At 36.9% G+C, this 23,338-nt stretch carries 24 protein-coding genes and 3 pseudogenes; 24 read left to right on the top strand and 3 right to left on the bottom strand.

The window, feature by feature from the left end; genetic code table 11:
* Nucleotides 1–9 precede the first annotated feature (9 nt).
* From mutS to ACDX78_RS18780, 8 genes and pseudogenes are all read left to right on the top strand, one after another.
* Nucleotides 10–2,586 carry a DNA mismatch repair protein MutS gene (gene mutS, locus ACDX78_RS18815; RefSeq protein WP_486029764.1) on the top strand — a complete coding sequence of 859 codons (2,577 nt, stop codon included), beginning with the start codon at nt 10–12 and terminating at the stop codon, nt 2,584–2,586.
* Between the two features lie 22 nt (nt 2,587–2,608).
* Nucleotides 2,609–4,459 carry a DNA mismatch repair endonuclease MutL gene (mutL, locus tag ACDX78_RS18810; RefSeq protein ID WP_486029762.1) on the top strand — a complete coding sequence of 617 codons (1,851 nt, stop codon included), beginning with the start codon at nt 2,609–2,611 and terminating at the stop codon, nt 4,457–4,459.
* A gap of 64 nt (nt 4,460–4,523) precedes the next feature.
* Entirely contained in the window at nt 4,524–4,973 is a 450-nt protein-coding gene (locus ACDX78_RS18805) for a Dps family protein (protein ID WP_486029761.1), read from the top strand.
* A gap of 24 nt (nt 4,974–4,997) precedes the next feature.
* On the top strand, nt 4,998–5,930 hold the full coding sequence (miaA, locus tag ACDX78_RS18800; protein ID WP_486029759.1) for a tRNA (adenosine(37)-N6)-dimethylallyltransferase MiaA: 933 nt from the start codon (nt 4,998–5,000) through the stop codon (nt 5,928–5,930).
* 37 nt (nt 5,931–5,967) lie between these two features.
* Nucleotides 5,968–6,192 (top strand): RNA chaperone Hfq, encoded by a 225-nt coding sequence (gene hfq / locus ACDX78_RS18795; protein WP_486029757.1) that lies wholly within the window; start codon nt 5,968–5,970, stop codon nt 6,190–6,192.
* A 129-nt stretch (nt 6,193–6,321) separates the two neighbouring features.
* A pseudogene (locus ACDX78_RS18790) lies at nt 6,322–6,831 on the top strand (AAA family ATPase); the annotation flags it as partial.
* Nucleotides 6,832–6,866: 35 nt separating this feature from the next.
* Entirely contained in the window at nt 6,867–7,313 is a 447-nt protein-coding gene (locus tag ACDX78_RS18785) for an AraC family transcriptional regulator (protein WP_486029755.1), read from the top strand.
* 44 nt (nt 7,314–7,357) lie between these two features.
* A pseudogene (locus ACDX78_RS18780) lies at nt 7,358–7,486 on the top strand (FAD-dependent oxidoreductase); the annotation flags it as partial.
* A gap of 151 nt (nt 7,487–7,637) precedes the next feature.
* Here ACDX78_RS18780 and ACDX78_RS18775 read toward each other — a convergent pair.
* Nucleotides 7,638–8,261, bottom strand: a complete 624-nt coding sequence (locus ACDX78_RS18775; protein WP_486029754.1) for a YdhK family protein — start codon at nt 8,259–8,261, stop codon at nt 7,638–7,640.
* Between the two features lie 195 nt (nt 8,262–8,456).
* On the opposite strand from ACDX78_RS18775, the gene ACDX78_RS18770 reads away from it, so the two are divergent.
* The 4 genes from ACDX78_RS18770 (at nt 8,457) to ACDX78_RS18755 (ending at nt 11,692) form a co-directional block, all read left to right on the top strand.
* Complete coding sequence (locus tag ACDX78_RS18770; protein ID WP_486029752.1) at nt 8,457–8,669, top strand: SHOCT domain-containing protein; 213 nt, start codon at nt 8,457–8,459, stop codon at nt 8,667–8,669.
* A 206-nt stretch (nt 8,670–8,875) separates the two neighbouring features.
* On the top strand, nt 8,876–9,604 hold the full coding sequence (locus ACDX78_RS18765; protein WP_486029750.1) for a cytochrome c biogenesis CcdA family protein: 729 nt from the start codon (nt 8,876–8,878) through the stop codon (nt 9,602–9,604).
* Nucleotides 9,605–9,615: 11 nt separating this feature from the next.
* Nucleotides 9,616–11,019 carry a sensor histidine kinase gene (locus tag ACDX78_RS18760; RefSeq protein ID WP_486029749.1) on the top strand — a complete coding sequence of 468 codons (1,404 nt, stop codon included), beginning with the start codon at nt 9,616–9,618 and terminating at the stop codon, nt 11,017–11,019.
* On the top strand, nt 10,997–11,692 hold the full coding sequence (locus tag ACDX78_RS18755; protein ID WP_486029747.1) for a response regulator transcription factor: 696 nt from the start codon (nt 10,997–10,999) through the stop codon (nt 11,690–11,692). Before ACDX78_RS18760 ends, ACDX78_RS18755 begins: the two co-directional genes overlap by 23 nt.
* A 57-nt stretch (nt 11,693–11,749) precedes the next feature.
* Here the strand turns inward: ACDX78_RS18755 and ACDX78_RS18750 are convergent, their stop codons facing one another.
* Nucleotides 11,750–12,076 (bottom strand): four-helix bundle copper-binding protein, encoded by a 327-nt coding sequence (locus tag ACDX78_RS18750; protein ID WP_486029746.1) that lies wholly within the window; start codon nt 12,074–12,076, stop codon nt 11,750–11,752.
* Between the two features lie 244 nt (nt 12,077–12,320).
* Between ACDX78_RS18750 and ACDX78_RS18745 the strand changes: the two genes are divergently transcribed.
* The 4 genes and pseudogenes from ACDX78_RS18745 to ACDX78_RS18730 all read left to right on the top strand — a co-directional run bounded on the left by ACDX78_RS18745 (nt 12,321) and on the right by ACDX78_RS18730 (nt 16,883).
* Entirely contained in the window at nt 12,321–12,548 is a 228-nt protein-coding gene (locus ACDX78_RS18745) for a hypothetical protein (protein WP_486029744.1), read from the top strand.
* A 205-nt stretch (nt 12,549–12,753) separates the two neighbouring features.
* Nucleotides 12,754–14,892, top strand: coding sequence for a heavy metal translocating P-type ATPase (locus ACDX78_RS18740; RefSeq protein WP_486029742.1), 2,139 nt, complete (start codon nt 12,754–12,756; stop codon nt 14,890–14,892).
* A 133-nt stretch (nt 14,893–15,025) separates the two neighbouring features.
* Nucleotides 15,026–16,096 (top strand): annotated as a pseudogene (locus ACDX78_RS18735) (IS630 family transposase).
* 154 nt (nt 16,097–16,250) lie between these two features.
* The gene (locus ACDX78_RS18730; protein WP_486029740.1) at nt 16,251–16,883 is read left to right on the top strand and encodes a nitrite reductase; all 633 of its coding nucleotides are present in this window, start codon (nt 16,251–16,253) and stop codon (nt 16,881–16,883) included.
* 128 nt (nt 16,884–17,011) lie between these two features.
* On the opposite strand, the gene ACDX78_RS18725 is transcribed toward ACDX78_RS18730, so the two are convergent.
* Nucleotides 17,012–17,149, bottom strand: coding sequence for a hypothetical protein (locus tag ACDX78_RS18725; RefSeq protein ID WP_486029738.1), 138 nt, complete (start codon nt 17,147–17,149; stop codon nt 17,012–17,014).
* 99 nt (nt 17,150–17,248) lie between these two features.
* Between ACDX78_RS18725 and ACDX78_RS18720 the strand changes: the two genes are divergently transcribed.
* The 8 genes from ACDX78_RS18720 (at nt 17,249) to ACDX78_RS18685 (ending at nt 23,184) form a co-directional block, all read left to right on the top strand.
* Nucleotides 17,249–17,389, top strand: coding sequence for a DUF2933 domain-containing protein (locus ACDX78_RS18720; protein ID WP_486029736.1), 141 nt, complete (start codon nt 17,249–17,251; stop codon nt 17,387–17,389).
* A gap of 183 nt (nt 17,390–17,572) precedes the next feature.
* Nucleotides 17,573–18,112 (top strand): CueP family metal-binding protein, encoded by a 540-nt coding sequence (locus tag ACDX78_RS18715; protein WP_486029786.1) that lies wholly within the window; start codon nt 17,573–17,575, stop codon nt 18,110–18,112.
* A 170-nt stretch (nt 18,113–18,282) separates the two neighbouring features.
* Nucleotides 18,283–18,609, top strand: a complete 327-nt coding sequence (locus ACDX78_RS18710) for a metal-sensitive transcriptional regulator (protein ID WP_486029734.1) — start codon at nt 18,283–18,285, stop codon at nt 18,607–18,609.
* Nucleotides 18,610–18,877: 268 nt separating this feature from the next.
* Nucleotides 18,878–19,141 (top strand): metal-sensitive transcriptional regulator, encoded by a 264-nt coding sequence (locus tag ACDX78_RS18705; protein ID WP_486029732.1) that lies wholly within the window; start codon nt 18,878–18,880, stop codon nt 19,139–19,141.
* Nucleotides 19,142–19,209: 68 nt separating this feature from the next.
* Nucleotides 19,210–19,416 (top strand): copper chaperone CopZ, encoded by a 207-nt coding sequence (copZ, locus tag ACDX78_RS18700; RefSeq protein WP_486029730.1) that lies wholly within the window; start codon nt 19,210–19,212, stop codon nt 19,414–19,416.
* 126 nt (nt 19,417–19,542) lie between these two features.
* A complete protein-coding gene (locus ACDX78_RS18695) occupies nt 19,543–21,969 on the top strand; it encodes a heavy metal translocating P-type ATPase (RefSeq protein WP_486029729.1) in 2,427 nt (808 codons plus the stop codon).
* Between the two features lie 4 nt (nt 21,970–21,973).
* Nucleotides 21,974–22,885 (top strand): hypothetical protein, encoded by a 912-nt coding sequence (locus ACDX78_RS18690; protein WP_486029727.1) that lies wholly within the window; start codon nt 21,974–21,976, stop codon nt 22,883–22,885.
* A 20-nt stretch (nt 22,886–22,905) separates the two neighbouring features.
* The gene (locus ACDX78_RS18685; protein WP_486029725.1) at nt 22,906–23,184 is read left to right on the top strand and encodes a glutaredoxin family protein; all 279 of its coding nucleotides are present in this window, start codon (nt 22,906–22,908) and stop codon (nt 23,182–23,184) included.
* Nucleotides 23,185–23,338 lie beyond the last annotated feature (154 nt).

Below are 23,338 nucleotides of genomic sequence, written 5' to 3'. Positions count from 1 at the left end.
GGATAATTCATGGCAGAAAATACACCGATGATGAAACAATATTTAAAGATAAAAGCTGAATATAAAGATGCGTTTTTGTTTTTCAGGTTAGGCGATTTTTATGAAATGTTTTTTGATGATGCCATACTGGCGGCAAGAGAACTGGAAATTACGCTGACAAAACGTGATGCTAATCAAAAGGATCCTATTCCCATGTGCGGCGTTCCTTATCATGCATCAGAAAATTACATAAAAAAATTAATAGAAAAAGGTTATAAAGTAGCCATTTGCGAACAGGTGGAAGATCCAAAAAACGCAAAAGGTGTAGTAAAAAGAGAAGTCGTTCAATTAATTACCCCGGGAACGGTTATGGAAAGCAAGATGCTTGAAGCAGGAGAAAATAACTATATTGTAAGTCTTTCACATTTCAATGATGGTTCATATGTGGTCGTTTATCATGATTTGTCAACAGGTGAAAATCGGCTTGCGCTTATAAATCAGGGATTGGATGCGGTCATTCATGAATTATATAATCAGTCCATCAAAGAAATGGTGATCGATTCCAGACTGCCTGAAGAAACACAAAAACACTTGCGTGAACGATTAAATGTAACCTTGTCTTACCAGGATGAGGTTAATTTTCAAGGAGAGTACCGGGATCTGTGCGGGCATTTAAATGATGAAAGGCTTGTAAAGGCATTTAGCAGATTACTAAACTATGTACAAAATACGCAAAAACGTTCACTTGACCATTTAAAGCCGGCAGAAGTCATTGAATTAAAGTCTTATATGAGTCTTGATATGTACTCAAAACGAAATCTGGAACTAACAGAAACGATTATGAAAAAAGGGAAGCACGGAAGTCTTTTATGGGTGCTTGACCAAACAGTGACAGCAATGGGTTCCAGAATGCTGAAGAAATGGCTGGAAAGGCCGCTGCTTGATAAGAAACGAATTGAAAACCGGCTTGAAATTGTAGAGGGTTTTTACCAGGGCTTTATGGAAAGAGATGAATTAAGGGAAGCTCTAAAAACGGTCTATGATCTGGAAAGATTAGCGGGAAGAATAGCATTTGGCAACGTGAATGCGCGAGATTTACTACAGTTACAGCAATCTTTGGAAAAAATTCCTGATCTAAAAAAAATATTGCAGCAAATCGAACATAAAGAAATAAACAAGTTAGCTATGGAGCTTGTTTTCCCAGAGGCGATAGCAGAATTATTGACTTCGAGTCTTGCAGAAGATCCTCCTATATCTATAACAGAGGGAAACATTATTAAAGACGGGTATAATGAACAGCTGGATAAATACCGGAATGCATCGCGGAACGGAAAGAAATGGATTGCGGAGTTAGAACAAAAAGAAAAGCAGGAAACAAAAATAAAATCCTTGAAAATTGGCTATAACAGGGTGTTTGGCTATTATATTGAAGTAACAAAGGCCAATTTACACCTGCTGCCGGAGGGAAGATACGAACGGAAACAAACGTTAACCAATGCGGAGCGCTATGTTACTCCCGAGTTAAAAGAAAAAGAACAATTGATTTTAGAGGCGGAAGAAAAAAGTGTTGACCTTGAGCACCAGCTATTTATTGAAATCCGCGAACAGATGAAAGCGTATATTCCCGTACTTCAACAAATCGCAGACATTGTAAGTCAAATTGATGTATTGCAATCATTTGCCGAGATCAGTGAAAAAAATAACTATACACGTCCAGTTTTTGCTGATAAAAAATTAACGATTAAAGACGGCAGGCATCCCGTGCTTGAGCAGGTTATGAAGGATGGTTCCTTTGTGCCAAATGATATAGAATTAGATGATTCAAAGAACATCTTATTAATTACAGGGCCCAACATGTCCGGAAAAAGCACGTATATGCGCCAGCTTGCTCTTACTGTTATTATGGGACAAATTGGGTGCTTTGTTCCCTGTGAACATGCGGAACTCATCTTGTTTGACAAAATATTTACACGTATTGGTGCTGCAGATGACCTGGTTTCGGGACAAAGTACTTTTATGGTGGAAATGCTGGAAGCCAATCACGCAATTCATAATGCTACTGACAATAGTTTAATATTATTGGATGAAATAGGTCGTGGGACAAGCACTTATGACGGGATGGCACTTGCCCAGGCAATTGTAGAGTTTATTCATAACAACATTCAGGCAAAGACGCTGTTTTCCACCCATTATCACGAACTGACCGTTCTGGAAGAATCGTTAAACACTTTAAAAAATATACATGTTCGTGCGGAAGAGTACGAAGGCAATATTGTTTTCCTTCATCAAATAAAAGAAGGGGCCGCCGATGAAAGTTATGGAATTCAAGTAGCCAAGCTGGCGGAGCTTCCGAATGCCCTTATTGAACGGGCCGGTACTATACTGGAGAAATTGGAAAATGATGATAAACCAGCGCCGAATACAGAAAAAATGGAAGCAGGACAACTGTCCTTTTTTGTGGAGGAACCAAAAGAAAAAAATAAAGAAACTGTACCATCAAGCCATAAAAATATAATCCATGATTTACAGCAATTAAATTTATTTGAAATGACACCAATGGAAGCAATGAATGAATTATATCATCTGCAAAAAAAGATCAAAAAATAATCATGCGGAAAGGATGCTGTACATGAGCATTATACAGATGCCTGATAGCCTGGCGAATAAAATTGCAGCAGGTGAAGTAGTGGAACGCCCAGCATCTGTTGTAAAAGAATTAATTGAAAATAGTATCGATGCCGACAGCAACTGGATAAAGGTTGAATTAAAAGAGTCAGGACTCGAGCAAATTAAGATTACCGATAATGGTAACGGCATGGCTGAAGAAGACTGTGAAAAAGCCTTTTTACGTCATGCGACCAGTAAAATAAGAACCGAAAATGATTTATTCCATGTGAAAACACTTGGATTTCGCGGTGAAGCCTTAGCAAGTATTGCTTCTGTAAGCAGATTAACAGTGAAAACATCACAGGGTAATGAGGCTGGAACACTTTTAAAGTTTGAAGGTGGAAAGGTAATAGAAAGAAAGAAAAGTGATGCAAGAAAAGGAACAGAAATTACTGTGGATGATATTTTTTTCAATACACCTGCACGTCTGAAGTATATGAAAACCATCCATACGGAGCTTGGTCATATTACAGACCACTTAAATCGTTTGGCTTTTTCCCATCCCAATATTCGGTTTGAAGCAACACATAACGGGAGAGAATTATTTAAAACATCAGGAAAAGGGGATCTTCTTCAAGTTATTGCCCAAGTATACGGAATGAATGCTGCAAAACAAATGATCCCTATTAAGCATGATACGCTTGATTTTGCTATTACAGGATACATTTCCAAACCTGAAGTTACAAGGTCATCACGTAATTATATTACGATTTTAATCAACGGGAGATATGTTAAAAGTATTCCCTTAACTAAAGCGATTATAGACGGTTATCACACATTGCTTCCGATAGGGAAAAAACCAATTGCTGTTCTATCGATTACCATGGATCCTATTCTGGTAGATGTAAACGTACACCCAGCTAAACTTGAAGCCCGGTTCAGCAAGGAGAGAGAACTATATACAGCGATTGAAGAAACGATACGTAATAAGTTCGGGGAGCTAACACTTATCCCGGAAATGAAGCAAAAGCCTGTGCAGAAAGAAAAAAGCGTGCAGCACACAATGAATTTTGATGAGCCGGCAAATAGAAAAGGGGCAATTGTTCGAAATGAAGTAAATGAACATCAGCCTGAGCTGGAACGTGACCAGGTATCTCTGAAACAACAAATGGATAAAATGTTTGAGCAGTCCCAGGAACCTGGTCCTGAATATGCTGAAATTAATTATAATGAGGAAGACAAACCAAAATCACCGGAATCTGCGGCATCATACGATGATACCACAGAAGAACGCATTCCTCAGATGTATCCAATTGGACAGCTGCACGGAACCTATATATTAGCACAAAATGAAAACGGTTTGTATATGGCTGATCAGCATGCTGCACAAGAAAGAATTAAATATGAGTTTTTCAAACGAAAGCTTGGCATCACAACAAATGAATTACAGGAATTGCTCTTCCCATTAACCTTTGAATTTTCAGCTCAAGAAGCAATATTAATTGACCAATATAAAGAGGAATTGGAAAAAGTCGGCCTGTTTTTTGAACCTTTTGGTCAGCAGACATTCATTATTCGATCCCACCCCCGCTGGTTCCCTAAAGACTTTGAAGAAGAAGTAATCAGGGAAATGATTGATGAAGTAATCAATAAAGAAAAAGTGAACGTCGAATCGATCAGGGAAGAAGCAGCTATTTTAATGTCATGCAAGCGATCCATTAAAGCAAATCACTATTTAAGTCAGGAAGAAATGTTTCGATTGCTGGAAGATTTGCGCAAAACAAAGGATCCGTTTACATGTCCGCATGGCAGGCCGATTATAGTTCATTTTTCTTCCTATGAACTGGAAAAGATGTTCAAGCGTGTCATGTAGCGATTATGTATAAACCGCATGCTCACTGTACAAGCTAATGACAAAATAGTGAGGTGGGATAAACATGGATAATCAAAAGCTGATTAATTTTATGAATCAATTGTTATCAAACTACTTTGTCATGTATGTAAAACTTCACAGATACCACTGGTTTGTACAAGGAAGGCACTTTTTTCAATTACATCAAATCTTTGAAGAGATGTATCATATGGTTGCAGCAGATCTCGATGAAATCGCTGAACGCATTTTAATGATAGACGGAAAACCGCTTGCAACTATGGTAAAATATTTAAAAGAAACAACATTAACAGAAGCCAACGCAGATGATAAAGAAGATGAAATGATCAATCAGCTCTTAGAGGATTATAAACAGATTATTTTAGAAATAAAAGATGAGGGAATGGGTTATGCCGAGAATGAAAATGACGAGCCTACAATAGATCTCCTCATCTCATTACAAGGAAAACTTGAAAAATACGTTTGGATGCTAAAAGCATACCGAGCCTATGAATAAAGAATTGTTTACAGGGGAATACTAATGAAAAAAAAAGTAATTGCCATTGTGGGTCCCACAGCAGTCGGAAAAACAAAATTAAGTATTGAAGCTGCAAAAAAGTTTAACGGAGAAATCATCAGCGGGGACTCTATGCAAATTTATAAAGGAATGGATATCGGTACTGCCAAAATAACCGAAGAGGAAATGCAGGAAGTTCCCCATCATATGATTGATATAAAGTCCCCTGATGAAAGTTTTTCAGCAGCTGAATTTCAGACCTTGGTACAGAATCACATAGAAGAAATTACATCATCGGGAAAAATACCGATTATTGTCGGCGGCAGTGGATTATATATACAGGCAGCGCTTTTCAACTATCATTTTTCCAGCCGGCAGGATGTCCATATTAAAGAGCAACTGGAAGAGCAGGTTCGAAAAAAAGGAATTGAATCGTTATATGATTATTTAAAAGAAATAGATCCAAACCAGGCTGAAAAAATACATCCCAATAATGAGCGAAGAGTGATCAGGGCTTTAGAAGTTTATGAAACAACTGGAATGACGATGACGGAATTCCAGCAAAGACAGAAGCAAAATGCACCTTACGAGGTATATTTTATTGGGTTGACAATGGAAAGGGAGCTATTATATGAACGGATAAATAAACGGGTGGATCAAATGATTGAAAATGGACTTATACAGGAAGTAAGAGAATTATATAATAACGGTGATAAAGATATGCAATCAATGAAGGCTATCGGCTACAAAGAATTTATTCCATATTTTGAAGGACATACAAATCTTGATGAAACGATTCATCTATTAAAAAGAAATTCCAGAAGGTATGCGAAAAGACAATATACATGGTTTAAAAATAAGATGGACATAACATGGTATCATATGGATGAAGGAGCAATTAATAAAAAATTTCGAATCATTTTGGAGGATTTAGCAGGATTTTTCAAAGAAAGATAGAAATAAAAGGGTATAGATAGAAAAGGGAGGAAGAATCATGCCACAAAATGTAAATATTCAGGATCAGTATTTAAATCAAATAAGAAAGAATCACATTCCTGTTACCGTATTTTTAACTAACGGTTTCCAGTTAAGAGGGGTTTTGAAAGCATTTGATAATTTTACCGTTTTATTGGAAACCGACGGTAAGCAGCAATTAATTTACAAACATGCAATATCCACATTTGCTCCTGTGAAAAATGTTACACTTGAAAAAGAGTGATTCCAAAAGACAGACGCTTTCGGGCGTCTGTCTTTTTCGATTATCAGCTTCAAATGATTGGCAGGTTTATGGGCATATGTCACACCTTTATTATAAAAACGTATAATACATTGATGAAGGAGTGATGACATGGAGACTCAATTAAAACGGAACAGGAATGGTCAAATAAACATTGTGTTAACGGAGAGAAACCATGACCAGCCAAAAGCAAATCGGCCTTTTTCACATATTGATGAAGCATTTTCTTCCTTTATTGGCATGAAGGAATTAAAAGAAAAGTTAAAGGAAATCTATGCAACCGTTTTGATCAATGAAAAAAGAAAGCAATTTGGTTTAACAGCTCCAAACCAGGTACTTCATATGTTGTTTAAAGGTAATCCCGGTACAGGAAAAACCACTGTTGCCAGGAAACTGGCCAAATTATATTTTGATATGAGTCTATTGTCAAAGGGACATTTTATTGAAGCAGAAAGGGCGGATTTGGTTGGTGAGTATATTGGGCAAACCGCCCAAAAAACAAGAGCAATGATCCAAAAAGCAATGGGCGGTATTTTATTTATAGATGAGGCATATTCTTTGGCACGCGGGGGAGAAAAGGATTTTGGCAAAGAAGCTATCGACACCCTTGTTAAGGTCATGGTTTTAGTTTTTATGCCAATAATACGCCTGATGTTTTGGCTACAAATCAAGCTCACTCACATAAAAACCAAAACAATATAAACGGTCATGGTTTTGTTTTTTATGCCAGTGACAAGTTCAAAATCCCCAAGCCTGAATTTCAGGATTACCAATGGAAAAAGTATCAAGACAAATTGGACGAGCTTGTTAAAATGAATCACGTTGAATTAAAAACCGCTTATGAAATACAAGCTGAAACAGGTGTTTATGTGAAAGACTTAGATCAGTTATTTGAAGCGAACAATGTTGAGGTTTTTAAACACAAAAAAATATCTGCTTTGAAAAGAAACAAGGATTTTGAGATTATTTATGATTTACATATTAATCAAAAATTAAGTTTGAATGAAATTTACAGAAATTATCGGTATTCGCCTTTGTATTCTAAGAGAGTTTTAAAGGATAAGGGGATTGATCATTTAGGATTTGTGAATCAATTAAAATGATTAAATCTATTTTCTGTTCTATGTGCTATTGTGTAATTGTACAAACAGAGTTGTTAAATCTACATGTTGCTGGTGTTGAAGTTGGTTCTCGTGGTGAAATCGTTATTGATGAATATGGTAAAACGAGCAACTCGCGAATTTATGCTGCTGGGGGTGTTACGCTTGTACCTCAACAATAATAACAAACTATATAAATCAAGTAAAAAAAGTGGTATTTTATAGTTTTATAGGAATACAAACTTTCGATTGCAAGTTAGAAAAAATGCATGTAAAAGAGCTTATCCAATGGAATAAGCTCCTTTTGATAAAAATATTTTAAAAAACTTATTCAGCTGGCGATAATTCATTTTCTGTTACCCATTTATGATTCGTTACTTCTTCTCCACCAGTAGTTGTAACAAAGTCAACCATATACACTGTTGTTTCTTCAGCAGAATCAATTTCAGCGGTAGCACCTTCCATACCTTCCATATGATCTGCATTTAGGGTTGCTTCATTACCTTGCCCTAGAGGTTCTTCGCTGGCAGCTTCAAATTCTTCATGAATTACCCATTTATGATCCGTTACTTCTTCTCCGCCAGTTGTGGGAGTATATGAAACCGTATAGACAGTGGTATCATAGGCACCAACAATCGTTGCTTCAGCACCTTCCATACCTTCCATGTGATCTGACTGGATGATTGCTTGACTTCCAACCTCATAAGTAGGATTTTCCGCTTCTTGTAAATCTTCAGGAACTTCACCACTGCCAGACATATTCATCCCAGAATGATCCATACCCTCCATATCATTATTTGAATTAGATTCATTATCCATATCCTCATTTGTACCAGACTCTGTTTCTGTATTTTCTTCTGGATTCTGCTCCTCATTATCTCCAGTACACGCGGATAAAACAAATACTGAGCCCAGAGAAATAAATACTATCAATAACTTTTTAATTTTCATTTTAGTTCTCCTTCCGTTTTTGTTGTAACTCCTTAATAAACTACCCAAAAAATATGCAAATTATATGCAGTGTTTATTACATCTTCTTTAAATTGCTTCTTTTATTCTCATTAAAAATATATTTATCAAATTGCATATTATCTTGATAAATTAAGTGTATACTTTATGGAAACTACTATATAGGAAGGTGAAAAAATGAATTTTATGCATGGATATGGTTCAATCTGGCCAATGGTAGTTATGGTTATATTTTGGGTAGGCTTGATTATTATTGGTTATTACCTGGTCTCTAATTATGTTAATGGGGGACGTAAAAGAAATCCGCAAGAGATATTAAAAGAAAGGCTAGCAACAGGGGAGATAGATGAATCAGAGTACGAACGGTTAAAATCAATATTAAAAGAATAAACATCTGCACAAAAAATGGATACTTTTTTTGTATTATATATTAAGAATACCTATTTCCTTAAGTATGGATTGACAGGATGGTAATCAGGTGGAGACAAGTCTAATATAATAAAAAATGGTTATTGCAATAATTATAGCAGGGATGTAACAGTAATGAAGATGATACAGAAAGAAAAATAAATTAAGCAATAGTGAGTTGAATAAATATGTTTGACCTTTTCAATGAAATCAGCAGGATGTTAAGTGGACCAATTCATGAACTGTCATATGGATTTGAGCATATGCCGATATTATTCGCCTTTTTCTTAGGATTAGTAGGGGCAGTTGCCCCATGTCAGCTTACAAGTAATATTAGTGCCATTACTATTTATGGGAATAAATCTTTAGTAGACAAGGTTCCCTGGCTGCATGTACTATTATTTATACTGGGGAAGCTTGTCGTATTTTCTGTACTTGGGATTATTATTTGGCAATTGGGACAAGAAGCTAACGCTGTTTTATCACAAATATTCCCAATCCTGCGTAAAGCGATTGGTCCATTACTAATCATAATTGGATTATTTATGATTGGATTATTTCAGTTTAGTAAATCAATAGGAATGATTAAAATCCCGGATAAGTTGAAAGATAGTTATTTTGGAAGTTTTTTATTGGGGGTTAGCTTTACCCTAGCCTTTTGCCCAACGATGTTTGTTTTGTTTATATTAACTTTAATGCCTGTTGTTATGACAACATCCTATGGTATTATTCTTCCTTCGATATTCGGGATTGGCACTTCTCTCCCGCTTTTGCTTGTCATCTTTTTAATCTGGTATTTTGGAGCAAGTGGTGCTATCTTAAAGAAAAGCAGAAAGATTGGGGCGATTACCCAAAAGGTGGCCGGGGTATTATTACTTTTAATCGGTATATTTGATACACTAACTTATTGGTTTTAGAGAGGGCTATTATGCTTAATAAATTATCTTTTAAAATTGGATTACTATTCTTTGTGTTTATCTTAATAATTGAGTCTTTTTTATTCTTTATTCTATATACGAATCTGACCAACGACCGAATTGAAGAAGTAATGGATAATCTGCTGGCAAGAGGTAATAGTCATAGAGATGTCCTTGAGGATAATTTTGAAAATCCGACATTAGAACATGTAGGAATGATGGAATCGGCTTCTGATTTTGTTGTTATAATAACTGATGCCACCGGAAATATCCTGGTTAACTCTGATCCTGTTGAAAAAGAAATGCAGGAAGCAATCGATCATACGCATTTTGAAGATATACCAAGCGAAGGTAAAATAGTTGAAGAACGATGGGCTGAGAAAGAATATATTGTAACGGACAGTCCAATCACTATTAATGGAGCGCATCAAGGTCATGTCTTTATGTTTGCTCATACAAGTCAAATTAAACAAATTGTCGGTCAAATAAGCAGGCAATTTTTCATTATCGGTATCATTACGGTATTTCTAACAATAATAACGATTTTCATACTGTCACGGTTTATTACACTTCCATTAATCAAAATAAAAGAGGCTACTGAGCAATTAGGTAAGGGAAGAAGCAAGGTGGGGTTATCCACTGAACGCAAAGATGAACTTGGAGAGTTGGCAAATGCTATTACACAATTATCGCAAGATCTGGACCGGCTGAAAAATGAGAGAAATGAATTTTTGGCAAATATATCGCATGAACTTAGAACCCCGTTGACTTATATTAAAGGGTACGCGGATATAATTAGTCGTCCGAATATTCAAGAGGAGGATAGGGAGCAGTATATTGATATTATTCGTGAGGAGACAGATCAGTTAAATGTACTTATCAAGAACCTATTTGAATTAGCGAAAATAGACCACAATAAGTTTGTTATTAAACGCGAAAAAGTGGTACTGGAGGGACTGATCCAAAACTTAGCTGATCGTTTGAGACCGGCTTACGCGGAGAAAGACATATCATTGTTAGTAAATTGCCCTATAGATACAGTTGCATATATTGATCCGGAACGATTTCAACAAGTGTTGCTAAATATATTGGATAATGCAAGAAAACATTCATTTACCGGCAGCCAGGTTACATTAGAGGTAAATGAAACGAAACAATATGTTCAAATTACCATTACGGATAATGGAGAGGGTATTCCAAAGAAAGACCTTCCATATATATTTGACCGTTTGTACAGGGTTGAAAAATCAAGGTCACGAAAAAGTGGCGGTACTGGGTTGGGATTAGCAATTGCTAAAGAAATTATCGAATCACATGGCGGAACAATCGAAGTGCAAAGTGAATTAGGGAAAGGAACAAGTGTTGTTATATCGTTATGGAGGGGTGGCAAAGATGAAAAAAGTGTTATTAGTTGATGATGAGAAGCGAATGTTAGACTTATTAGCTTTGTACCTAACACCTCATAGTTATTCATGCAGGAAAGCACTTGGTGCGACTGAAGCCCTGTCTTTTATAAAAAAGGAAGAATTTGATATTGTCCTACTTGATATTATGATGCCGGAGATGGATGGGTGGGAGCTTTGCCAGGAAATCAGACAAATATCTGACGTTCCTATCATTATGGTAACCGCCCGCGAACAACAAGAGGATATCGTTAAGGGATTAAAACTGGGTGCAGATGATTATATTACTAAACCTTTTAATGAGGGTGAACTATTAGCCCGAATGGAAGCATTGTTACGCAGAAGAAACCCGACAAGTTCTATTGAAATAGATGGATTGCTTTGGGATCAATCCCGGTATGAACTTTTCTTTGAAAAAAGGCCAATCAGGTTAACTAAAAAAGAATTTTCAATGATTGGTCATTTAATGAAACATCCTAATCAAGTATTTGAACGTCAAAAATTAATTGATTTAATTTGGGGATTTGAGGCCGAAACTGGTGGAAGGACGATCGATTCCCATGTAAGAAACATAAGGGATAAGATCCGTCAGTCCGGTTTTCCGATTGATGAGTATCTTATAACGGTTTGGGGTGTAGGTTATAAATTCACATCAATAGTTACATTAAAAAATGCTCACAATTGAATTGTTATCATTGTGAGCATTTTTTTAAATTTCTGGATGTAGACTTTTAACTGCAAGTTAAGCGATACTTCTGCAAGCTTCTGCGCATTTAAAGCAAGCATCCGCACATTTTTGGCAGTGATCATGATTATGTTTCTTACATTCATTCCCGCAAGCCTCACAAATAGTAGCGCATACGGCAGCTAATTCAGAAACAAATGGCGTGCCCCTTGAGATTGCCTGTTCTAAATAAGCACAAATATCAGCGCATTCTCTATCCAGCCTGATGCATTCAGCCATCATTTGAATATCATCTTCTTTTAAACATGCATCATAACAGTGATTACATTCTGTCATACATTCATGCAAAGTTTGAATAAGTTGTTGATGTTGTTCGTGAGCCATTAATAAAACCTCCATTCAATTGATTTTTATTACAGAATATAAGTTTCCCACTATTTTATAATATAAACTGAAATTCCAAAACTCCATAAAATCTGCACAATTTTTTTACAATCATATATGTATAATTCATCAAATATTAACCTTTTCTTGATAAATTCTCGAAAGTTTTAATGTATATTTAGATCATAAAGAAAAGATCTTTTCTTTTAATTTGTGCCAAATCAACAGGAAAGGAGGATCATTATTGAAAAAGAAACTAATCTCTTTTGGGATAGTTGTTGTTTTGGTTTTAGGAATTGGTAATGCAGTATATGCCAGTGGGGCAGAAAATGTATGGAGTTTTGAAGAAATGCTTCCATTCATGAAGGAAATGCACCCGGAAATGAATGAACAGCAAATGGAGCAAATGTATCAAGATTGTCATGGTTCAAGTGATGAAAAGGTTCCTAAGAATAACGGGAATAGGGTTTAATTTAATATAATCGGCTAAATCCCCCTAACCTTAGCCGAAATAGTGAAAAATAGAACTGTCAAAAAGTGATGATAGTTCTATTTTTATTATTAAGATTTAAAATTACCTTACCGGGGTATGATATGTTATAGTAGAAATGAAAAAATATACATGGGACAAAATATGTATAGACAAAGAAGCTATAATATTAGAAGGAGTGAACTCAATGGCAAAACATGATGACGAAAAACATACACACAATGAACATGAACACCACAAACACCATGATCATCATAATCACGGACATCATCACAAAGAAAACCATGAACATCATGAACACCACAAACATCATGAACATGAAGATAATCATCACCACCACAGTCACGGGCATGACCACGGCAGTCACGGAGGTCATGGTCACCACGACCATGGAGACATGGTGGACGATTTTAAGAAACGGTTCTTTATCTCTTTAATCATTACCATTCCAATTCTTGCTTTATCACCAATGCTTCAAGGTTGGATAGGGGTAGATTGGCGTTTTACTGGTGATATGTATATTCTATTTGCATTATCAACCGTAATATTCTTTTATGGAGGCTGGCCATTTTTAACAGGTGGAATCAGCGAATTAAAAGATAAGAACCCAGGAATGATGACGTTAATTGCACTTGCTATTACAGTTGCATATGGGTACAGTACCGCAGTTGTGTTTGGCTTTGAAGGTCATGAGTTGTTTTGGGAATTGGCAACATTGATTCTCATTATGTTACTAGGTCATTGGATTGAAATGCGTTCTGTTATGGGTGCATCTAATGCATTGGAGCAGCTTGTGAAACTCATGCCAAATGAAGCACACCGCGTAGATGAAAATGGTAATGTGGAAGATGTCCCTTTATCGGAGTTAAAAAACAATGACCGGGTACTTGTTAAGCCAGATGAAAAGATTCCTGTTGACGGAACAATCCTTGATGGAAAATCGGCTGTAAATGAGTCAATGCTTACGGGTGAATCCGTACCTGTCGAAAAGTTTAAAGGCGACAAAGTAATCGGGGGTTCGGTTAATAGTGAAGGATCGCTTACAATACAAGTAGAAAAAATGGGGGAAGAATCATTTTTATCCCAGGTAATTACGTTGGTAAGAGAAGCGCAGGAATCCAAGTCGAGAACACAGGATTTAACTAATCGTGCTGCTAAATGGTTATTTTATCTTGCTTTGTTTGCCGGATTTGCAACCTTAATTATATGGTTACTTCTTGGTCAATCTTTAGATTTTGCCATTGAACGAATGGTGACCGTAATGGTTATTGCATGTCCGCATGCCCTTGGATTGGCAGCACCGCTAGTTATTGCAGTTTCCACAACTATTTCAGCCAGAAAAGGGTTGTTAATCCGTAACCGTGCGAATTTCGAATTGGCGCGCAATCTGGATGCAGTGGTTTTTGATAAAACCGGAACACTGACAAAAGGGGAATTTGGTGTAACTAACATTGTTCCTGGTAAAGGTTACAATGAAGAGGATGTTCTTGGTTTTGCAGCAAGTTTGGAGCAAAACTCTGAACATCCAATCGCAACTGGAATCGTTCATTCTTCTAAAGAAAGAAAGGTACAGTTAGGTAAAGTAACAGATTTTGAATCCATTACCGGAAAAGGTATTCAGGGGAAAGTAGACGGCAAAAAAGTAAATGTTGTCAGTCCAGGATATGTGAATAATAACAATTTAAATTACGATCAGCAGTTATTTAATGAGATGTCTGAGGAAGGAAAAACCGTTGTATTTGTCTTACTTGAAGACGAATTGATCGGGATGATTGCATTAGCAGACATCGTCCGTGAAACAGCAAAAGAGGCAATTGCAACCTTAAAAGAAAATGGGGTTCATTCCATTATGTTAACGGGGGATAATAAAAAGGTTGCCAACTGGGTAGCGAAACAATTAGGTATCGACGAAGTGTATGCTGAAGTTTTGCCGGATGATAAGGCGAATCAGGTGAAAAAGATACAAGAAAAAGGATGGAAAGTAGCCATGACCGGTGATGGAGTAAATGATGCCCCGGCTTTGGCAACAGCTGATTTAGGAATTGCAATTGGTGCAGGAACAGATGTAGCAATGGAAACAGCGGATGTAGTACTTGTGAAGAGCAACCCTAATGATGTAGTATCTTTAATGGATTTATCAGGAAAAACGTATCGTAAAATGGTTCAGAACCTATGGTGGGCAACTGGATATAATATTTTTGCCATTCCATTGGCCGCGGGTGTTCTGGCTCCAATTGGTATTATATTAAGCCCGGCAGTAGGTGCGGTATTAATGAGTTTAAGTACCATTATTGTAGCTATTAATGCGAGGTTATTAAAAGCATAAATGAAATTTAAATTGTGTTAACAAAAACCTTAGGAATATTTTCTTCAGATGTTCCTAAGGTTTTCTATATAAATGGAAAAAAAGGATTTCAAGCACTTTTGTCTAATTAATATAGGTAATAGAATCTTTACCTATGGAGGCGGACAAAGTGAAAAATATTTATCCATATGACAATCTGAACCCTGAAATTCAAGCTGTTAAAAGAGCCATGGGAGATACAAAAGATCTTCGTTTATTTAAACGGTATCAAGCAATTTTACAGTATATAAAAGAACAGCCAATAAGCGAGATTGCGGACTTAATAGGTTGTAGCGAGAAAACAATATACAATTACGTAAACACATATAAGTCCAATGGTTTGGCAGGATTGATTCCAGGTGAATCACCGGGTCGTCCTCGTCATCTTACAGAAGAACAGGAACAAGAAGTTTACGAGGTAATTGTTAATAAAATGCCAGTTGATTTTGACTTTCCTGCTGAAATGAACTGGACCTCTTTTTTAATTCGTGATTGGATCAAGCAAGAATATGATGTCACATTCACAGATCGAGGCGTGCGTGCTTTGCTGCATCGTTTAGGACTCAGTTATACAAGGCCGACATACACGTTAGCAAAAGCTGATCCCGAAAAACAGGAAGCATTCAAGGAAGAATTTGAAACGGCTAAAAAAAATGAACGATGGCGAGATTGATCGAATTTTGTTTCAAGATGAATCCATGATAAGGGATATCAGGCCATTGCAAAAACCTGGTTTCCAAAAGGCCAACAAAAGAAGATACCAACATATGGAAAGCACCATGGTGTCAAATTAATTGGTACATTGGATTACAAAACTGGCGATATCTTTTGCATTGAAAGAGAACGGTATGATGCAAAGGAATTTCTATCTTTTCTGGAGCAAGTAGTTAATCGCTATCCAGATGAAAAGATTCTTATGGTCCTTGATAATGCCAGAATTCATCACGCCAATCTAATTAAACCCTTTTTAAATGAACACTCCGAACAATTGGAATTACTGTTTCTTCCGCCATATAGCCCGGAATTGAATCTAATTGAAGGACTATGGGGCTGGTTAAAAAAATCAGTAATCTATAACGTGTTCTACAAAACTGTTGATGAGATACGTGAAGCCGTTCAAACCTTTATTTCAGAAATCAGTAAGCGTACTGAGACCATAGTTCGTAGACTGTGTACTAAGCTGTAATTATTAAATTCCATTTATATATCATGTATAGGTTTTATGCTGTCAAGTATTTGAAAAATCTCCTGAATTAAAGAAGCATTGAATACTATACGGGGGTATAACATAATGTATAGTGTAAAAAAATTTTAATTTCCACTTAAAAGGGGAAGGTAAAATGGTGCAAACCAAGAAGTATATTCCACTAGCTGTAAATGGAGGTATAGGCTTTGGAGCCAAACTTAAACCAAGGCAACTAGCCGTACTAGGGGAATATTTAGATGAAGGCACGGAAATAGAATTAACCACTTTACAACAACTTGTAGTTCAAATCCCGGAAGAAGAATTAGAAACGGCCAAAAGGAAATTTGATGAAGCGGAATTATATTATTATAAAGTGGGTAAATATGTAAAAAGCCTACGTACATGTAACTTTTGCAAAGGTGAAGAAGAAGAGGGTATGCCTGTTGCTAAGGAATTAAATAGGCGTATTGCTGGTCAGGATGTACCATTTACATTGCGCCCTGCTTATACTGGTTGCCCAATAGGTTGCGGAGAACCATTAATTAATGATATAGGCGTGATGAAGGATGGAGACACTTATGAATTATATATAGGTGGCCTTTCAAAAGGGAGGGAAGCAAAACCAGGCAAACTGGTTAAAGCAAACCTTCAGCCAGAGGAATTATATCATCTTGTTGACCAGATTTTGAGTATTTATCGGGAGAATGGCAAGAAAAGGGAGAAGTTTTATCGATTTGTAGACCGGTTTGGTTTTGAACAAATAAAAGAAGAGATTGGGATTATTTGATATTATAAATTGCACTGGTATAGTTTTATTCCGGGAATTGAGAAATAGTGCCTGACTTTACAATAATGGCAGGCATTGTTCTTTGTTTAAAGTTTAGTATTATTGTTTATCGTATTCAATTGCAGCCATTAATCCAGATCAATAGTAGGAAAAGCAGATAAAGTAGATAGTAAAATACCTCTTTCAATCAAGGCAGGCAGGTTATACGACAATGAAGGTATTTGTTCAGAACGAAGCATTTTAGTATGCACAATATGGATGTTCATAAAAATAACATCATATATGCATACTTTCTTGAAAATTACAGGTTATTATTTAATGAACGATTGTATTAATCTTAATATATCGTTTGGAGGTGCTTACTTATGGAATGGGGATTACTGTTATTACTGCTTATTTGTCCAATTTTGATGCTAGTTATGATGAAAGGACATAATCATGGAGGGCATCATAGTCATGGTTCACAACACAACGACAATTACCTTGAAAGAACGAAAAGAATTTAATAAGGAATATAAGAAAACATATTATTTTGATTAATGCTGTTGGATAAGGGGGGAATACTGCTTTTCTTAAACTGTACCATGAATTTTATGTGACAGATTGAATTTTAACTGAGATTCAATGGTATAATACAATATGAAAACCTAAGTATTATATAGGAGCTGATATAATTGAATAAAAAAATTATGATGATTACAGGAATCGTTGTTGTTGCACTTATAGCATTATTTGTATTGACTGATAGAAATAATACTGCTAATCAAGATATAGAGGAAGTACAAGATATTAAAAAGTTGGTAGATGATTATACCTTAGGTAACATCCAAGCCCAAAACGCTTCTACTACATCCGAGGAACTGATAGTAACGGAAAGCGATGGCAGCGAGTCAGTCTATGAAATGCCTGAAGATGAATTTTTTGTATCTATTGCACCATACATAGAGCAAACACATCCTTGTGCGGATCATAGCTTAACAGGCTGCCAGGGCGAAATGGTAGAAGAAGATTTTGAAGTCTATATTGAAGATGAAGAAGGCAATATCGTTGTGGATGAAACTATGACATCTCAAGCGAACGGTTTTATAGATCTATGGCTGCCACGTAACAGAAATTATAACGTTACAATTTCAAATGCAGAAAAAACTGCAGAATCCACGTTTTCCACATTTGAAGGAGATAATACTTGTATTACTACGATTCAATTAACAGATGAAGTTAGTGCTTAAAAAAACGTGCTTACCTAAGGTGTTACATCCACGCTTACGAACTTATTTCGTAATAAGGCTAGTTGTTAAGTGTATCTTACAATTTAGCTACCCTACCATATAAGAATTGAGTAAAGGTAGGCAAATGCTATATAATAACGTATAAAGGATGAATAAAAGGGGCAATTAGCATGACGGAATCGAAGGAAGTTAAACAAACTGTAACGGGCGACAAGAAGACATTGGAACCGAGGACGGATCAAGAAAAGGAACGAGTGATCAATCGCTTGAAAAGAGTAGAGGGGCAAGTTCGAGGACTCCAAAATATGATTGAAAATGATCGGTATTGTATGGATATTCTTATTCAACTGTCAGCAGTACAGTCTGCGTTAAAAAAAGTTGGATTTTCAGTGATGGAACGTCATGCAAAAACATGTATGACAGAATCCATTAAGAATGGATATGAAGAAGAAGTCATTGATGAATTATTAGAAGTTATTCAACAATATTCAAAGTAAGAATTTAACGGAATAGGGGATCATCGCCTCATTGTAATTGGCTTATAGAGACAATATGCTTTACTCTCTATAAGCTTTTTTATTTTCTTCTTTTCGTAAGTTGCAATAAAAAAATATTTACATACCATATGGGGGTATGGTATAGTGGTGTAAGAAAAGATTTTACATTATTCTTTTAGAAAGGAGCATTACATGAAGGAGATAAGCCAACTAGACAAAACCAATAGAACAGGTGGAAAAGTGCTGCTCTCAAACGGAGGTATCTGATATGTCAGATCAACTTCAAAGACAACTCATGAATCGAATGAATCGGATTGAAGGACAAGTTAACGGTGTCAAACGAATGATTGGTCGAAATGTATATTGCGATGATATTTTGAATCAAATGGCCTCGGTACAATCAGCATTACATTCCGTTTCACGATTATTGTTAGAGAGTCATATTAATACATGTGTTATCGAAAAGTTGGAAAAAAGAGATCCAGAAATTGTTTCTGAGTTCATGACGACGATCTCTAAAATATTGAAATAAATTTTTACTTGACATACCCAACCGGGGTATAGTAATATGTAAGAGCAATAAGAAAGGAGGGATTATAGATGACCAATAAAACATTGAACGTACAAGGCATGTCCTGTGGAAATTGCGTCAATTCTATTGAAGGCAGCGTAGGAGAATTGAACGGTGTGGAAACCGTAAAAGTTCATTTACAAGAGGGAACAGTTGATTTAACCTTTGATGGAGAAAAGATCGACTTGAAAGATATTACAGAAGCGATTGAAGAACATGGCTACGACGTTGCTTAAGAAAAAATGTTTAGAGCACATAAGTTAATCATTTCTTGCTAAGCAATCAGGATAATCGTGCTTTATTAGCACGATTTCCTTTTAACTATTAATATACCCCCACTAGGTATGAGGGAGGGAAAAGCTATGGAAGCACAAAAAGAAGTAAGCTTGCAAATTCAGGGTATGACTTGTGCCGCTTGCGCCAATAAAATTGAAAAAGGATTAAATAAGCTAGACGGCGTGGTTGAGGCAAATGTCAACTTTGCAATCGAAAAAACTAAGGTAGTTTACGATCCCGAGAAAACAAAAGTACAAGATTTTGAAAATAAAATTGAGAAATTAGGCTATCACGTGGCACATGATAAACAAACATTTGATATTTCAGGTATGACGTGTGCCGCTTGTGCAACTAAAATTGAAAAACGACTTTCCAAAATGGATGGTGTTTCTAACGCTACAGTAAATTTCGCTTTAGAGAATGTCATGGTTGACTATGATGCAGGTCAAGTGACAACTGGCGATATGATTGAAGCGGTAAAAAAGCTGGGGTATTCACTTAAAACAAAAACATCCAAGGAAGAAACAACAAATAGTAAAGAGAAAGAAGTACGCCATCAGACGGGAAAGTTTATCTTTTCAGCGATTCTAACGTTTCCATTATTATGGACGATGGTGACACACTTTGAATTTACGTCTTTTATTTACTCTCCGGATATGTTAATGAACCCATGGGTACAGTTAGCTTTAGCCATTCCGGTACAATTTATTGTCGGAGCACAATTCTATAGAGGTGCATATAAAGCATTGCGCAATAAGAGCGCAAATATGGATGTACTGATTGCTCTTGGTACTTCTGCAGCCTTCTTTTATAGTATTTTTCTGGGAATTGAATGGCAAACATCAGGTCAACCAGGGATGCCAGAGCTGTATTTTGAAGCAGCAGCGGTGATTATTACGTTAGTTATTCTTGGAAAGCTCTTTGAAGTACGTGCCAAAGGGCGCACTGGCCAAGCGATTCAGAAATTGCTTGGCATGCAGGCGAAAACAGCACGTGTCATACGTAATGGGAACGAGCAAGAAATAGCAATTGAAGAAGTAATTGTTGGTGACACGATTATTGTAAGACCAGGTGAAAAAATCCCTGTTGACGGGCAAATTATCAAAGGGGAATCCGCAGTAGATGAATCGATGATTACAGGTGAAAGTATCCCAGTTGATAAAAAAACAGGTGATGTTGCCATCGGCTCAACAATTAATAAAAATGGTCTCTTAACCATCGAGGCGACCAAAGTTGGAAAAGATACAGCACTTTCGCAAATTGTCAAAGTTGTTGAGGAAGCACAGGGCAGCAAAGCAGATATTCAGCGAGTGGCTGACCGTGTATCGGGTATATTTGTTCCCATTGTGGTAGGGATAGCGAGTGTAACCTTCCTTGTGTGGTATTTCATTGTCGATCCTGGTGAATTGCGTTCCGCACTTGTCCCTTTGATTACCATCCTGGTCATTGCTTGCCCATGTGCACTTGGGTTGGCGACACCAACATCTATCATGGCTGGTTCAGGACGATCTGCAGAATTAGGCGTTTTATTTAAAGGCGGAGAGCATTTAGAAAATACACGTTCTATAACAACCATTGTATTAGATAAAACTGGAACGGTAACAAAAGGGGAACCAGAATTAACAGACGTTCTCACAGAACATGGGTTTTCAGAGGAAGAAGTACTTGCTTTAGTAGCTTCCGCTGAAAATAGTTCAGAACACCCGCTTGCAGAAGCGATTGTAAAAGGTGCAAAAGCAATGGGAATTGAGATAAAAGAAGCTGATTCTTTTGAGGCAATACCGGGATACGGTATTCGATCCTCTATTGAAGGGAGAACGATTTTTGTCGGCACCAGAAAACTGATGCAACAACAGAATATTGATGTCTCTTCCGTAGAAAACAAGATGGCAAAACTAGAATCAGAAGGAAAAACAGCGATGCTTATCGGTGTAGAGAAACAGTTAGCAGGTGTAATTGCAGTTGCTGATACAGTTAAAGAAACATCAAAAGCAGCAATACGCCGAATGCATAAACTTGGCTTGGAAGTGATTATGCTGACTGGGGATAACCAGCGGACAGCAGAAGCGATCGGGAAACAAGTCGGGATTGATCATGTTATCGCTGAAGTGGTTCCGGAACAAAAAGCAGATCAGATTAAGTTATTACAACAAATGGATAAAAAAGTAGCGATGGTAGGCGATGGCGTGAATGATGCCCCTGCACTAGCTGTAGCAGATATTGGGATGGCCATTGGTACAGGGACAGATGTTGCCATTGAAGCAGCAGATATTACTCTTATGCGAGGAGATTTGCATAGTGTAGCAGATAGTGTGCAATTAAGTGCCAAGACTATGCGTAACATTAAGCAAAACCTATTCTTTGCCTTTGTTTATAATACAGCATCCATTCCGATTGCCGCTATTGGTTTACTTGCACCATGGGTTGCCGGGGCAGCGATGGCGTTCAGTTCTGTCTCTGTTGTGCTTAACGCTTTACGATTACAGCGCTTGAAGCTAAAAGGAGGTCAGTAGCGTCATGTCAATAAAGAAATGGGTTTCTATAGGTATTCTTTATGTGGTAGTGGTTGTCGCAGGATATAGTTTGTTTACAGGTGAAAATCCTTTAGCGAGCGGTCAAATGGATCATGATGAACATACTAGCGAAGACACACAGGAAGAAGAAACATTGGGTCATGATGAACACAATAACGAAGAAGCTTCAAAAGCAGAAACAACGGAACAGGATGATCACGATACCGAAGATAATCAAAAGGAGGTCGAATCCATGGATCACGAGCATGATCACGAAGTCGAATCTGAAATTAAAACTAACATCACCTATGAAAACGAAGAATTTTTCATTGCATTAGAAGATGATACAGGAGCAGCACCAGAACTGGCTGTCGAACATGAAAAAGAGATGCATTTAATCGTGATTTCCAATGATCTAGAGGAGTATTATCATTTACACCCTGAAAAGGAAAAAGAGGGAATATTTAGGGCGAGTCAAGATTTAAATGAAGGAACGTATCAAGCATTTGTTGATATTGTTCCAATAAACAAAGAGTATCAAGCTACTCCTAATCTAGTACAAATTGGGGCAGGAGAAACAGCAAAAACAAGTTTAAATGCTGAAGAGGATTGGACAATAGAAATCGACGGCATGACAGTCACCTTAGAGGAAGTGGAGGCAATAGTTGGAGAGGAAGTACCTTTAGTTTTTGATACGCATGGAGAACAGCCAGAGACACATCTCGGAGCTTTAGGTCATGTAGTGATTGTCGATGAAGCAGTGGAAGAATATATTCACGTTCACCCAGCTTCCGAGGATACAACGACATTTAATGCCCATTTCACTTACCCAGGCATGTATAAAATATGGGCGGAGTTTAAATTTGATGACCGGATTCATGTCTATTCGTTTATCTTGGAAGTGAAAGAATCATAGAAAGGAGGCAGGCAGGTCCAATGGGTAATTATCAGCTTGAAATCTATACAAGACCTACTTGCTCGGATTGCCAAGACTTGAAAAAATTCTTGAACAAGTATCAAATCCCGCATAAGCAATATGACTTAGAGAAGCAGCCAGCTAAAGAAAAAGAAATGAAAAAGCTGACAGGTAACCGAATTGTTCCCGGAATTGTCTTCTCGGAGCCCCCCGTTTTAGGCTTATGGAAAAAGAAAAAAAGCATGACCGGATTTGAGCAGAATAAAGAAGAAATCAAAAAGCTTTTAGAAGTTGGATAGTTTATGTTAAGCCTTGTAATCTCAGTTTTGTAAAATGTAAGGGTTTTTTGATATATCATTTCACGAGGAGGTGATGATGATGACAAAACCAACATGTTCTTGCTGTACACCAAAACAGTCCAATAAGTCTGATGATTTGAAAGCAGGTCAACAA

This window comes from Virgibacillus oceani, assembly GCF_041521345.1.
Classification (GTDB): Bacteria; Bacillota; Bacilli; order Bacillales; family Amphibacillaceae; genus Virgibacillus_N; species Virgibacillus_N oceani_A.
This window is presented reverse-complemented; position numbering and strand designations above follow the sequence as displayed.